8 protein-coding genes are annotated in these 14,499 nt (G+C 54.8%); 5 read left to right on the forward strand and 3 right to left on the reverse strand.

All coding sequences use genetic code 11. From position 1 onward, the window contains the following. The first annotated feature begins 127 nt into the window (after window positions 1–127). Window positions 128–2,770 carry a DNA topoisomerase (ATP-hydrolyzing) subunit A gene (gene gyrA / locus HOY33_RS08390; RefSeq protein ID WP_172289759.1) on the forward strand — a complete coding sequence of 881 codons (2,643 nt, stop codon included), beginning with the start codon at window positions 128–130 and terminating at the stop codon, window positions 2,768–2,770. Between the two features lie 127 nt (window positions 2,771–2,897). Beyond that, window positions 2,898–5,753 carry a two-component system sensor histidine kinase RcsC gene (gene rcsC, locus HOY33_RS08395; RefSeq protein ID WP_172289760.1) on the forward strand — a complete coding sequence of 952 codons (2,856 nt, stop codon included), beginning with the start codon at window positions 2,898–2,900 and terminating at the stop codon, window positions 5,751–5,753. A gap of 119 nt (window positions 5,754–5,872) precedes the next feature. Here the strand turns inward: rcsC and rcsB are convergent, their stop codons facing one another. Genes rcsB through HOY33_RS08410 form a run of 3 tightly spaced genes read right to left on the reverse strand, consistent with a single transcriptional unit; the run spans window position 5,873 to window position 10,383 of the window. Further along, window positions 5,873–6,529, reverse strand: coding sequence for a response regulator transcription factor RcsB (rcsB, locus tag HOY33_RS08400; protein WP_172289761.1), 657 nt, complete (start codon window positions 6,527–6,529; stop codon window positions 5,873–5,875). Beyond that, complete coding sequence (gene rcsD, locus HOY33_RS08405; RefSeq protein ID WP_172289762.1) at window positions 6,522–9,197, reverse strand: phosphotransferase RcsD; 2,676 nt, start codon at window positions 9,195–9,197, stop codon at window positions 6,522–6,524. Before rcsD ends, rcsB begins: the two co-directional genes overlap by 8 nt. A gap of 16 nt (window positions 9,198–9,213) precedes the next feature. Further along, window positions 9,214–10,383 (reverse strand): MFS transporter, encoded by a 1,170-nt coding sequence (locus HOY33_RS08410; protein ID WP_172289763.1) that lies wholly within the window; start codon window positions 10,381–10,383, stop codon window positions 9,214–9,216. 227 nt (window positions 10,384–10,610) lie between these two features. On the opposite strand from HOY33_RS08410, the gene menF reads away from it, so the two are divergent. From menF to menH, 3 genes are all read left to right on the forward strand, one after another. Beyond that, complete coding sequence (gene menF, locus HOY33_RS08415; RefSeq protein WP_172289764.1) at window positions 10,611–11,939, forward strand: isochorismate synthase MenF; 1,329 nt, start codon at window positions 10,611–10,613, stop codon at window positions 11,937–11,939. 107 nt (window positions 11,940–12,046) lie between these two features. Further along, window positions 12,047–13,723 (forward strand): 2-succinyl-5-enolpyruvyl-6-hydroxy-3-cyclohexene-1-carboxylic-acid synthase, encoded by a 1,677-nt coding sequence (gene menD / locus HOY33_RS08420; RefSeq protein ID WP_172289765.1) that lies wholly within the window; start codon window positions 12,047–12,049, stop codon window positions 13,721–13,723. Beyond that, on the forward strand, window positions 13,723–14,499 hold the full coding sequence (gene menH / locus HOY33_RS08425; protein ID WP_172289766.1) for a 2-succinyl-6-hydroxy-2,4-cyclohexadiene-1-carboxylate synthase: 777 nt from the start codon (window positions 13,723–13,725) through the stop codon (window positions 14,497–14,499). The genes menD and menH overlap by 1 nt, the downstream gene beginning before the upstream one ends.

Consider the following 14,499-nt stretch of genomic DNA (forward strand, 5'->3'; position numbering starts at 1 on the left):
CCTACGGCGTGACCGGGCGGATATCCTTTGTCGCTTGCCGGGGAGTTTTCCCCAAAACGGCGGTTTGTGATATACTTTTTCACCTTTTGAACTCGGGTAGATGCATAAATAGAGGGATAGCGGCTCCATGAGCGACCTTGCCAGAGAAATCACACCGGTCAACATTGAAGAAGAGCTGAAAAGCTCGTATCTGGACTATGCCATGTCCGTTATTGTCGGGCGTGCGTTACCAGATGTTCGTGATGGACTAAAACCGGTACACCGTCGCGTACTGTACGCGATGAGCGTATTGGGGAACGACTGGAATAAGCCTTACAAAAAATCCGCCCGTGTGGTCGGGGATGTGATCGGTAAATATCACCCGCACGGTGATACGGCCGTTTACGATACGATTGTGCGTATGGCGCAGCCATTTTCACTGCGTTATATGCTGGTCGACGGCCAGGGCAACTTCGGTTCCATTGACGGCGACTCCGCGGCGGCAATGCGTTATACCGAAGTTCGCATGTCGAAGATCGCCCATGAACTGTTGGCCGATCTGGAAAAAGACACCGTTGATTTTGTGCCGAACTATGACGGCACGGAACAAATTCCCGACGTCATGCCGACCCGGATCCCTAACCTGCTGGTCAACGGCTCTTCCGGTATTGCGGTCGGGATGGCGACCAATATTCCGCCTCATAACCTGACGGAAGTGGTTAACGGCTGTCTGGCGTATATCGACGACGAAAATATCAGCCTTGAAGGCTTGATGGAGCACATTACCGGGCCTGATTTCCCGACGGCCGCCATCATTAACGGTAAGCGCGGTATCGAAGAAGCCTACCGTACCGGACGCGGCAAGATTTATATCCGCGCCCGCGCCGAAGTGGAAGCGGACGCTAAAACCGGGCGTGAAACCATCATCGTGCATGAAATTCCTTATCAGGTGAACAAAGCGCGCCTGATTGAAAAAATCGCCGAGCTGGTGAAAGACAAGCGTATTGAAGGGATCAGCGCGCTGCGCGACGAGTCTGACAAAGACGGTATGCGTATCGTCATTGAGATTAAACGCGACGCGGTCGGCGAAGTGGTGCTGAACAATCTGTATTCTCAGACGCAGCTTCAGACCTCTTTCGGCATTAATATGGTGGCGCTGCATCAGGGCCAGCCGAAGATCATGCCGCTGAAAGATATTATTTCCGCGTTTATTCGCCACCGCCGCGAGGTGGTTACCCGGCGGACGATTTTTGAACTGCGTAAAGCCCGCGATCGCGCGCACATTTTGGAAGGTCTGGCGATTGCGCTGGCGAATATCGATCCGATTATCGAATTGATCCGCCGCGCCCAATCCCCGGCGGAAGCAAAAGCCGGATTGATCGCCCAATCGTGGGAGCTGGGTACGGTTTCCGCGATGTTGGAACGGGCGGGCGATGACGCCGCGCGTCCTGACTGGCTGGAGCCGGAGTTCGGTATCCGCGAGGGCCGTTATTATCTGACCGAGCAACAGGCTCAGGCGATTTTGGATCTGCGTTTGCAGAAACTGACCGGCCTGGAGCATGAAAAACTGCTGGATGAGTACAAAGAGCTGCTGGCGCAGATTGCCGAGTTGCTGCACATCCTGGCAAGCCCGGAACGCCTGATGGAAGTGATCCGCGAAGAGCTGGAAGCCATCCGGGATCAATACAGCGATAAACGCCGTACTGAAATCACCGTCAATACCGCGGACATCAACATCGAAGATCTGATTAATCAGGAAGATGTCGTCGTGACCTTGTCGCATCAGGGTTACGTCAAGTATCAGCCGCTGAGCGATTATGAAGCGCAGCGTCGCGGCGGACGCGGTAAATCCGCCGCCCGGATTAAAGAAGAGGATTTCATCGACCGTCTGCTGGTCGCCAACACCCACGATACGATCCTGTGCTTCTCCAGCCGCGGTCGTCTGTACTGGATGAAGGTTTATCAGTTGCCGGAAGCCAGCCGCGGCGCGCGCGGCCGCCCGATCGTCAACCTGCTGCCGCTTGAGCCGGATGAACGTATCACCGCCATTCTGCCGGTGCGTGAATATGAAGAAGGTCGCCACGTCTTTATGGCTACCGCCAGCGGTACGGTGAAGAAAACCGCGCTGACTGAATTCAGCCGTCCGCGCAGCGCCGGGATTATTGCCGTTAACCTGCACGATGGCGATGAGCTGATTGGCGTCGACCTGACCGACGGCAACGACGAAGCGATGTTGTTCTCGGCGGACGGGAAAGTGGTTCGCTTCTCGGAAGGCGCGGTGCGCTCGATGGGACGTACCGCGACCGGCGTGCGCGGTATCAACCTGCAAGGCGAAGATCGTGTCGTTTCCCTGATCATTCCGCGCGGCGAAGGCGATATCCTTACCGTGACGCAAAATGGTTTTGGCAAGCGTACCGCGGTCGGCGAGTACCCGACCAAGTCCCGCGCCACAAAAGGGGTTATCTCCATCAAGGTCAGCGAGCGTAACGGTAAAGTGGTTGGCGCCGTACAGGTTGACGCCGCCGATCAGATCATGATGATCACCGATGCCGGTACGCTGGTTCGTACCCGCGTGTCTGAAGTCAGTATTGTCGGGCGCAACACCCAGGGTGTTACGCTGATCCGTACGGCGGAAGATGAAAAAGTCGTTGGTCTGCAACGTGTGGCGGAACCGGTGGAAGATGAAGAGTTGGATGGCGTGGTCAGCGTTGACGGTGAAATTGCCGAAGACGACGATGCCGTCGACGACATTGATGCCGATGACGACATCGCGGAAGACGACGAAGAATAAGCCGTCGTTTTAGCCGCAATAACCCTGAGCCAGCGTGTGATGCGCTGGCTTTTTTTATGCAGGATCGGTAGTGTATCGACAGGTTTATGGCGCTCGTTAATCTTTTTCTTAATCCAACGGTATCCACTTGAAATATCTCGCCTCGTTCCATACGACATTAAAAGTCTCCCGCTATTTGTTTCGGGTGGTGGCCGTTATGCTGTGGGTGCTTGGCGCGCTGATATCCGTGTTTTATATCAGTAAGACGCTGGATAAAAAAGAATCAGAACTGCGCCAGGAATATAACCTGAGCTTCGATCAGGCTCAGGGATATATTCGTCACGCGGCCGATGTGGTGCGCGAGCTTAAATATTTGGCGGCAAACCGCCTGATGAACGCCGCCGCCGGCAATCAACACCCGCCGGCGGATGAAAGCTCGACGTTATCGATTTATCCCTTATATCCCGGGGCGAGTTGCGCGGTTAATGGTGGGGGAAACAATAGCCCCCTGGCGTCGTTAAGTGATTTTTTTACCGGCTGGCGAGAAAATTTTTCGGCGGTGTACGATCTGAACCGGGTATTTTTTGTCGGCGGCGATCGGCGCTGTATGGTGGATTTCGGTATCCGCAACCCGTCGCTTGATCGCGATAACCTGCTTAAAAACGTTCAGGATCGTTTTCTGGAGCAGAAAAACTCCATTCCCTCCGTCGCCCGGGATGAAACCGTCTACTGGATTACCCCGGCCTCAATACCGGACGTCGGTTATCTGTATGCGCTGACGCCGATTTATATCGGTAATAAGCTGGAAGTGATCATGGGGATCGAGCAGACGATCCGCCTGGACGATTTCGTCTCCTTGGGGAAATTCCCGATAAATGTCAAACTGATCAATCAATATAATCAGACGGTTTTGCAGTTTGCCGAGGGCGTGGGCCGTTACACCTCTTCGGTGAGCAATTATCCGATAGAGCATAATTACTTTGGCTACGTGAATGGCTATGATGAAATTATCCTGAAAAAAAATCTGTCGCCCACGTCTTTCAGCATCATTTATTCGTTGCCGTTAAAAGTATTACTGTCTCATATCGGCACGTTGATAATTAATATGGCGGCGCTGAATGCGCTATCGGCTTTATTGCTGTTTGCGCTGGCGTGGATCTTTGAGCGGAAAATGCTGTTGCCTGCCGAAGTCAATGCGTTCCAGTTGGAAGAAAACGAACAGTTTAACCGTAAAATTGTGGCATCCGCCCCGGTGGGGATTTGCATCCTGCGCATTAACGACGGCACCAATATTCTCAGTAATGAGCTGGCGCATAATTACCTGAACTTGCTGACGCATGAAGATCGCCTGCGCATTACCCGCATTATCTGCGAGCAGCAATCCAAGTTCGTCGATGTGATGACCAGCCGAAACCATCATCTGCAAATCAGCTTCGTGCATTCGCGCTATCGTAATGAAAACGTGGCGATTTGCGTGCTGCTGGATGTCAGCGCCCGGGTGAAAATGGAAGAGTCGTTGCAGGAAATGGCCAATGCCGCGGAACAGGCGAGCCAGTCCAAATCGATGTTCCTGGCCACGGTGAGTCACGAATTGCGCACACCGCTGTATGGCATTATCGGTAATCTGGACTTATTACAAACCAAAGCCCTGCCCAAGGATGCGAATCGTCTGGTCGCGGCGATGAATAATTCATCCTCGCTGTTGTTGAAAATCATCAGCGATATCCTCGATTTTTCCAAGATTGAATCTGAACAGTTGAAAATCGAACCCTGTGAGTTCGCGCCTCATGAGGTGATCAGCCACATCACCAGCAATTATTTACCGCTGGTGGTGAAAAAACGTCTTTCGCTGTACTGCTTTATCGATCCGAATGTGCCGGTGAGCCTGTCCGGCGATCCGGTGCGTTTGCAGCAGGTGTTGTCCAACCTGTTGAGCAACGCCATTAAATTCACCGATACGGGATGCATTATTTTCCAGGTGGGCTGCCGTGACGGTTATCTGGAATTTCAGGTGCGCGATACCGGGGTCGGGATCCCGTCCCGTGAAACCGTGAAGCTGTTTGATCCGTTCTTTCAGGCCGGCAGCGGCGTGCAGCGTCATTTCCAGGGTACCGGGCTGGGGCTGGCGATCTGTGAGAAACTGGTCAACCTAATGGACGGCGATATCACCATTGAGTCGGAGCCGGGGTTGGGCAGTCAGTTCGGCATAAGGCTTCCTCTCTATAAGGCGCGCTATGTCCCGGTGGCGATTAATGCCGGTTTGCAGGGGAAAAAGTGCTGGCTTATGGTGCGTAATGCGCGGCTGGAGTCTTACCTGCTGGCTTTTCTACAGGCGCACGGGCTACAGGCTTGCCGCTATCAGCGCCAGACGATCGCCGCTGATGATGTGATCGTCAGCGATTATGCGCTGTCGCAGACGTTTGAGGCGCGGGCGCATATTGAAATTAGCGGTTCGCATACCGGTTCGGCGCAGGAAATCAGCCCCGGTCATTGGCTGCACAGTACCTCTACGCCACGGTATCTCCCGGATTTACTAGAGAAAATTTACCGTGCGGATATAAACGATAGCTCGCATTCCGCACTTTCGACGCCGTTGACCCGCTATGGCCGTATCGAGAATGGCGACATCATGATTCTGGTGGTCGATGACCATCCGATTAACCGGCGCTTGCTGGCCGATCAGCTTGGATCGTTGGGGTATAAGGCGATGACGGCAAACGACGGCGTAGACGCGCTGAGCGTATTAAGTAAAAACAACATCGATCTTGTGCTGACCGACGTCAATATGCCGAATATGGATGGTTACCGATTAACCCAGCGTTTACGTGAATCAGGGCGGACGTTCCCGGTTATTGGCGTCACGGCGAATGCGCTGGCCGAAGAGAGACAGCGCTGTTTACAGTCGGGCATGGATAATTGTTTATCAAAACCGGTAACGCTGGATACCTTGCAGCAGACACTGACGTATTACAGCAACGTTGTGCGTCAGGTGAAAGAAACCTGAGTAAAAAAATCGCCTTACGCCCTCCTCTGTGAAGGGGAGGGCCGGGGGATTAAATAGAAAGGATGCGAAACTCAGGCAACGTTATCCGCTGCCTGTTGCCGTGCCGGTCGGCGCTTTGCTTACTCTTTTTCTGCTTGCGGCGTATGGCCGTTCACCGAAGAAAGGTAATTCAGCAGCGCAATATCGTTATCCACGCCTAATTTTGTCATGGCTGATTTTTTCTGGCTGCTGATGGTTTTAATACTGCGGTTCAGTTTCTTGGCAATTTCGGTTACCAGAAAACCTTCGGCGAATAACCGCAATACTTCGCTTTCTTTCGGCGACAGACGCTTGTCGCCGTAACCGCTGGCGCTGATCTTTTCCAGCACTTTGGAGACGCTGTCCGGCGTGAATTTTTTCCCTTTCTGCAATGCCGCCAGGGCTTTGGGTAAGTCCGTCGGCGCGCCTTGTTTGAGTACGATGCCTTCAATATCCAAATCCAGCACGGCGCTCAGAATAGCCGGGTTATTGTTCATGGTCAGAACAATAATAGAGAGATGGGGAAAATGGCGTTTAATGTATTTAATTAACGTTATGCCGTCGCCGTATTTATCTCCCGGCATGGACAAATCGGTAATTAAAACGTTGGCGTCCAGTTTTGGCAGGTTATTGATCAAGGCTGTCGAATCTTCAAATTCGCCCACCACATTGACCCATTCAATTTGTTCAAGCGACTTTCTGATGCCGAAAAGGACAATAGGATGGTCGTCGGCAATAATTACGTTTAGGTTACTCATCGTTTTGGTTACTCATAGGTTGGCTACCTTGCTGTAGTAATGCACTGACGAATCCTCCAATTTCATGAAGGTTATTTTCAATCCGTACACTATCGCGCGCGGTAATATGCTGTTCAAGCTGCTCACACAGCTGTTTGCCGGGATGCAGATTTAACATGGCAAACACGCCTTTCAGCCGATGTGCCGTTTGCGCAAGTGATGAAAAATCGCCCTGTTGCGTCTCAGTATACAGCCTCTTTAAATCATCCGGTACTGTCTCGACAAACAGAGAATAATAATCACTTGACGCCAATTGACGGGCGTAGGCATCAGTATCATGGTTATCCTCCGCCGACGCCGTATCCACCGGTATTTCCAGCTGTTGCTCAATCAATTTCAGCAGCGCTTCCAGCAAGAGCTGGCTGATATTATAATTCGCCCGCAGCCGATGCGATCCCAGAGAAACCAACTCGGTATCATCGCCGCTGAGCAATATGGAATAATTCGCGTTTCTTTCCGGATCGTCGGTGACGCACAGATCGGCCTGCTGATTGACCTGACGATCGTCGACCAGCAGATAATTGGCGCCCCAGCCGGTAAGCATATGGCTAACGATATGCCGTACCTCATCTGAGGTGATATCCAGTAAGACATTAATGCCGTCCAGCAGCTTCTCTTCCTCGACCGGCAAGGCTTCCGGCTCCGCGGTTACCGTCAAAATATAGTGTGTGCCCAGCCCCGGTTTACTGTTGATATGCAACTCGCCGCCCAGTTTATGGCACAGTTGATTGCACAGGAATAGGGTCAATCCTGAATTTTGACTGAAGCGATCCGCCGTCGTCGGATTTAAAAAGGGGTAGTCAAGATTATCCTGCTCGTTTCCCGAGATCCCGGCGCCGGTATCGCTGACCTGAACGATCAGTTTTTTCGGCTCATTGGCGTCACGATCGACAGAAACCGTAATCTTGCCGTAGTCAGTATTGGTGATGGCGTAATTCAGCAGCAACGACAGGGTTTTCTTCAGCAGTTCGCTATCGCCCAGATAGGTTTGGTTAATATCCAGTTTGTAATGGTTAAACAGGCCGAGCCCTTTTTGGTTAATCTTCGGCAATAATTCCAGCAATAAATTATCCACGACGGTCAGCGGAGAAAAACGCGCATGGGCGGGCTGCCATTGCTGCGTCTCCAGTTTTTCCTGCAAGGCGATGTTTTCCAGCAATTCGATGGCGCAGCCGGCCTCGGTCAAAAGCTGTCGGACGATCTGCCGCTGTTCCGCAATATCATCGGTGCGGCGCAGGGAAAGGATACTCTGCCGTAGGGAAAGCAACGGTTGTTTGAATTCGTTCAATAGATTTTTGAACAGATGCCTTCTGGCCTGAACGTTTTTCTCATATTCACGCTGCGCCAACTGTAGCTTTTTATTAACCAGAATTTCTCTGTCCTGTTCGCGCAGCAGAAACAGACAATAGTCGGGCGAATATTGACTACGTAACTGGCGTATTTCATACATTTCATTATTCACCGTGACCTGAACGACCCCCTGATGTTCGTCGGCCATATTGGTGATTTTTTGCAGACTGAGGTGCGGCAACAAGTTCTCCGCCAGTTCATTCTGCATGATGACTTTGTTGCTGCTGAAGTCATAAATCAGTATGCCCATCGGAATATTGCCGATGGTTTCATTATAGATATTCAACTGCTTTCTCAGACGTTGCGACAGGTCTTCGCCGGGGTGCGCATTTTTTTTGCGAAACGAATACAGTCCGGAAAACGCCAGCAGCAGCAAAACCAGATTCAGCAACAGCAGCCACACATTGTTGCGCAGCATATCGGTGACCAGCACTTTTATCGGGACCTGGAAAACGATTTTTACCGGCGCATTGACCAGCAGAGAGGATATCTCCAGGAATGAACCGTTCAATTGAGCGGTCGTCATATCCTCGCTGCCGCTGTTGGCGTCAAAACTGCTTGGTATGTCTTGCCGCAGCATAAAATTCTCGCGCGACATATTGGCCGGGATCAAATCGTTAATCGGTAAGTCGAAGGCAATGATGGTCGCCAGATGGCCGGGCTGATTGAAAGTGGTTCGCAGTGTGAAATAGTAATTGTTGTAAAATCGCAGTTTGCGAATGGGAGAGAAGCTTTCGCGCTCATCCAATGCGTTGGCCTGTTGCAGCATTTCCGTGCGGCGCGCTTCGGCGATCGCGGTGATATAGTTTCCCCGGAACTGGGATGAGATGTCTTTCAAGGTCTGGGTTGAAATCATCGTCAGGCTGTTATCGATGCCGTTAAGATAATACATGGTATAAACATCGCTTTCCGCGCCCCACAGGATGTCCAGATAGCGCGATATCCGGCGTACGGAAACCAAGGTGCTTTCATCATGCTGACCGAATATCAACGCATCGGTTTTTTGGCCGTTTTTCTCCACGTAAAACACATTCGGCATCAGATTGATGGAGTTGATCGGGGCGTCGGCGAGCGGCGGCTCGTTGTTCAGGCCGCCATATATCTGATAGGTAAAGAAACGATAAGTATCAATGCGCTTTTGGACGCCTTGCGCGATGTCCGTCAATGCGTGCTTTTTCTCGGTCAGCCAGCTACTGAGGTAGTTATAGCTAAACAAGCCGGTCACCAGCAGCAAAAGCACGATGAACAAAGCAAAATAGCGCATTATTATTGCGGGCATTGATTAACGCTCCTGATTAACGGATAACGGCGCGCGCGCTGGCGCTGACGATCAATAACAATAGCGCGACGCTGCCAAATGCCACCGCCAGACTGCTTAGCTGAGCGATAAACCCCAGCAGCGTCGGGCCGATTAGAATACCAGCGTAACCGACAGTCGTAATCGAGGCGATAGCCAGATTCGCCGGCATAATTTTTTGATTACCCGCCGCGCTGAAAAGGATCGGAACCACGTTTGATGCGCCAATCCCCACCATGACGAAACCGAGGACGGCTATCGCCGCATTGTCGATGCTGATGGCCAACAGCAGGCCCAATGCCGCGCAAAGGCTTCCTCCCATCAGGACGGCGTAACGCCCCAGCGCATTGACGATACGATCGCCCTTCAGTCTGCCCAACGTCATCGCCACGGAAAACGCGGCATAGCCGATGCCTCCCTGGGCGCTGCTCAGGTTACGCTCCACGGTTAAAAACAACGCGCTCCAGTCGAGTATCGCTCCCTCGGTCAGAAACATAATAAAGCACAGCAGGCCGATAAACATCACCCAACCCCGCGGGATCACAAATAGCGGGCCGCCCTCGGCGTGCCGGGTGGCGCGCAGCAGATGGCTTTGCGCCACAGACAGCAAGATAAGGAACACCACGACAATCGTCAGAATCGCCATCAGGGGAGACAAGCCCAGCCACAGCAACATGCTGACCCCGCCCGCGCCGGCGATCCCGCCAATGCTGAAAAAGCCGTGAAAGCCGGACATCATCGCCCGCCCGCCGGCCTGTTCGACAATGATCGCCTGAATATTCATGGATACGTCGATCATGCCGATGGCCGCGCCGAAAAACAGCAGCGTAATCGCCATCAGCGGCAGCGTATCTGCCTGCGTCAGCAGCGGCAGCACCAGACAAAGCGCGGCGCCGGCCAGCAATATAACGGTTCTGCATCCCAGTTTGCCGGTCAGCAATCCGGTGAATGGCATCGCCAGCAGCGAACCGATGCCGAGGGAAAGCAACAACATTCCCAAAGAGGCGTCGCTGATTGCCAGACGATTTTTAACCAGAGGCACTAACGGCGCCCAGGAGGCCATCGCCAAACCGGCGACAAAAAAAGTGATACGCGTGGCGACCTGCGCTTTTTTGCCCGGCTGTTTTTGACTGATACAGGACGCGTCGGAACTCAGTGTGGTGCTCATAAATGGAACGATACTACCTAAATGGACGAAATAAGGGCTTCTTTCTACCATAATTACCTAGCTGAATCGAAGAGTTCATCGCCTCCCGCTCAAGGAGGGCGTAATAATCAGATAAGTTAACCTCGGCGGCGTTAAAGATAAGCCGCGGACTCTCTGCATAACCTCTCACCCACGGCGCCATTTTTTCCGTATAATCCCGTCCTTTACGTTAGGATACCGGGGTTACGTTGAAACAACTTTCCGACTTGTTGCGATACATGCAGCAGGATTTGCGCGAACCACAGCCCGCAAGCGCGGGGTTCAGACAGATAACGCGTTCATTGACCCTCAGTGAACCGTCTGAATTATTGTCGTGGCTGGCGACGCAGCCCGCGTATCCGCAGTTTTACTGGCAGCATCGACAGGAAAACGAAGAGGCGGCGGTTTGCGGGCGCGTCTGCGGCTTTCAGCGGATTCAGGATGCGGAAGCGTTCCTTGTGCAACAAGATTGTGACCAGAACGTGCGGATCTGGGGGCTGAACGCTTTTGACCAGACCTCCGCCGAGAGGGAACGGGGCGTATCCCCCGGCTATCTCTTCTTGCCGCGCGTCGAGTTATTACGGCAGGGAAATACGCTGAGCCTGCGCATAAACTTATTCAGTGAAACCTCATTGCAACTGGATGCCGAGGAAGCGTCGGCATTCATCAATTTTCTGTTGCCGATGCGTCCGTTGCCGCCCTTGCAGGCCGAGATCAACGCGGTTGAGCATCAGCCGGATCGCCGGGACTGGGACAATCTGCTGCGGCGGGCGTTGCGGGATATCGCCGCCGGAGAAATGAAGAAAGTGGTTCTGGCAAGAGCGACGACGCTAACGCTGGCGCGGCCTTTGCGGGCCACCACCTTTATCGCGGCCAGCCGCGCGGTCAATCACCGCTGTTTCCATTTCATGCTGGCCCATGACCCCGGTCAGGCGTTTCTCGGCTCCAGTCCCGAGCGGCTTTATCGTCGCCGTGATTTGCTGCTCGAAACCGAGGCGCTGGCCGGCACGGTGGCGAGCGATAAAGATGAGCGTAAGCGCGCGGCCCTTGCCGATTGGCTGATGACGGATAGCAAAAATCAGTACGAAAATATGCTGGTGGTGGATGATATTTGCCGGCAGTTGCAACCGTCGGCGCTGACGCTGGATGTGATGCCGCCGGAAATCGTCGGTTTGCGCAAAGTACAGCATCTGCGTCGCGCCATTCAGGCTGAGTTGCGGGAGCGGTCGGACGCCGTTTGTCTCCATGATTTGCAGCCCACCGCGGCGGTGGCCGGTATTCCCAGAGGCGTCGCGCGACGCTTCATCGCCGAGCATGAGCCGTTCGAGCGCGGTTGGTATGCCGGTTCCGCGGGCTATCTGTCCCGTCGGCAGGCGGAGTTTTGCGTCGCATTGCGTTCGGCCGAAATCAGCGACAATATTTTGAAGCTGTACGCCGGCGCCGGCATTGTGGCGGGTTCTGATCCGGAACAGGAATGGCTGGAGCTGGAAAACAAAGCCGCCGGGTTAAAATCCCTGCTAGAGGGCGATGTGTCATAGTTTTGTTTTATGTCTGTTGTGTCCCGTACGGGTTTATATCAAAGTCGGCGGAACGGAAAAAATTATAATTATTGTCAGAAACCGCAACCTGGATTGTTGAGTAAAACATGTCGACAAGTGTATTTAATCGTCGCTGGGCAACGTTGCTGCTTGAGGCGCTGACCCGTCATGGCGTCCGCCACATCTGCATTGCGCCCGGCTCCCGTTCTACGCCGCTGACGCTGGCCGCCGCCGAGCATGGCGCATTGATTTGCCACACCCATTTTGACGAGCGGGGATTAGGGCATTTGGCTTTGGGGTTGGCGAAAGCCGCCGACGAACCGGTAGCGATTGTGGTGACGTCAGGCACGGCGGCCGCGAATCTTTATCCGGCGATTATCGAGGCGGGGCTGACCGGCGAGCGTCTGGTGGTGCTGACCGCCGATCGCCCGCCTGAATTGATCGACTGCGGTGCCAATCAGGCTATTCGCCAGCACGGGCTCTATGCCGCTCACCCAACGCTGGCGCTGAATCTGCCGCGCCCGACGCCCGATATTCCGGCCCGCTGGCTGGTATCCGCGCTGGACAGCGTCATGGCTCAACTTACTCACGGTGCGTTACACATTAATTGTCCGTTTGCCGAACCCTTATATGGCGCCGATGATGACGCCGCATACCGCGACTGGCTAATGGCGCTGGGCGACTGGTGGCGGCACGACGAACCTTGGCTGCGTGAAATGCGGTGCGCAGCGTTGGCGGTTCAGCGTGACTGGGATGAATGGCGGCAAAAGCGCGGGGTGGCGATTGTCGGGCAGGTCAGCCCGGCGCAGGGCGCGCAGATCGCGCAGTGGGCCGCCGCGCTTGGCTGGCCGCTGATTGGCGATGTACTGTCGCAAAGCGGTCAGCCGTTGCCTTGCGCGGATCTCTGGCTGGCGCATCCGGCGGCGGCCGCATGTTTGCGGCAGGCCGACATTGTGGTGCAGTTCGGCGCGAATCTGACCGGGAAACGGCTGTTACAGTGGCAGGAACACTGCCAGCCGCAGACGTTTTGGCTGGTGGATGCGCTGCCCGGCCGTCTGGATCCGGCGCACCATCGCGGTCGCCGCCTGATTGCCGATATCAGCGACTGGCTTGCGGCGCATCCGGCTTTGACGCGGGCGCCCTGGGCTGACGAACTGAGCGCTTACGCTTTGCGGGCGCAACGGCATGCCGCCGCCTATTTGGCCGATCGGTTTGGCGAAGCCCAACTGGCGCACCGCCTACCGGAATTGTTACCCGCGGAGGGGCAACTGTTTGTCGGCAACAGTCTGGTGGTTCGCCTTATCGATGCGCTGGCGCAGTTACCGCAGGCGTACCCGGTGTACGGCAATCGGGGAGCCAGCGGCATCGACGGCTTGATCTCGACCCTGGCGGGCGTCCAGCGGGCGAATGGCAAGGCGACGCTGGGGATCGTCGGCGATCTGTCCGCGTTGTACGATCTCAATGCGCTGGCCTTGCTGCGCCACGCTCCGGCGCCGCTGGTGCTTATCGTGGTAAACAATAACGGCGGGCAGATATTTTCGCTGCTGCCGACGCCGGCGGCGCAGCGGGAGGCATTTTACTGTATGCCGCAAAACGTGGAGTTCAGTCATGCCGCCGCCATGTTCGGGCTGAATTATGTCCGGGCGGATAACTGGACCCAGCTTTCCCAATCCGTTGCGAAGGGCTGGGAGCAGGGCGGCGTAACGCTGTTGGAGGTGGTCGTCCCGCCGAAAGACGGCGCGGAAACCCTCAACGCTTTAGTCTCGCAGGTCGCCGCTTGGTAATGCACAGCCAGAAAGTCGTCGGCTGCGATCCCGCGCCCTTGCAGCCGTGGCTGGTATGTCTGCACGGTCTGTTGGGCAGCGCCGAAGACTGGCGGCCGATAGCGCCGTTTTTCACCCACTGGCCGTTGCTGCTGGTGGATTTGCCGGGGCATGGCGGATCGCGCGGCGTGACGCCCGGCGGTTTTGCGCAGATGAGTCAGGGGTTGAACGCCACCTTGCAGCGGCAAGGCATTGAGCGTTATTGGCTGCTGGGGTATTCGCTGGGCGGCCGCATCGCCATGTATCATGCCTGTTGCGGACAGCATCATGGTCTGCAAGGGTTATTGGTCGAGGGAGGAAACCCGGGGCTGCCCGTGCGGTCATTACGCGAAGAGCGCGTCCTGCATGATGCGCGCTGGGCGCGGCGTTTTCGCCATGAACCGCTGGAAACCGTACTGCATGACTGGTATCAGCAGGCGGTTTTTGCTGATTTAACCGCCGAACAGCGCGCCAGTCTCGTCTCCCTGCGCCGCCACAATCATGGCGCGGCGGTGGCGGATATGCTGGAGGCCACCTCGCTGGGGCGTCAGCCCTGGCTGGGAGAAAAACTCCGGCGGTTGGCGGTTCCTTTTGCTTATCTGTGCGGCGCCAGAGACGCTAAGTTTCAGGCGCTGGCGCAGCAGTATGCTTTGCCGCTGTTGAGCGTGGCGCAGGCCGGCCATAATGCGCATCAGGCCAATCCGGCGGCGTATGCCGCACGGATACTTTCTTTTATTTCGCATCCCGTTAAGGACTAA

This window comes from Brenneria sp. hezel4-2-4 (assembly GCF_013155275.1).
Classification (GTDB): domain Bacteria; phylum Pseudomonadota; class Gammaproteobacteria; order Enterobacterales; family Enterobacteriaceae; genus Brenneria.

What these genes read in the sequence shown, in the direction of transcription:
- HOY33_RS08410 (WP_172289763.1), bottom strand. Translation starts at nt 10,383, where the DNA reads ATGAGCACCACACTGAGTTCCGACGCGTCCTGTATCAGTCAAAAACAG.
- menD (WP_172289765.1), top strand. Translation starts at nt 12,047, where the DNA reads ATGTCGACAAGTGTATTTAATCGTCGCTGGGCAACGTTGCTGCTTGAG.
- menH (WP_172289766.1), top strand. Translation starts at nt 13,723, where the DNA reads ATGCACAGCCAGAAAGTCGTCGGCTGCGATCCCGCGCCCTTGCAGCCG.
- rcsD (WP_172289762.1), bottom strand. Translation starts at nt 9,197, where the DNA reads ATGCCCGCAATAATAATGCGCTATTTTGCTTTGTTCATCGTGCTTTTG.
- gyrA (WP_172289759.1), top strand. Translation starts at nt 128, where the DNA reads ATGAGCGACCTTGCCAGAGAAATCACACCGGTCAACATTGAAGAAGAG.
- rcsB (WP_172289761.1), bottom strand. Translation starts at nt 6,529, where the DNA reads ATGAGTAACCTAAACGTAATTATTGCCGACGACCATCCTATTGTCCTT.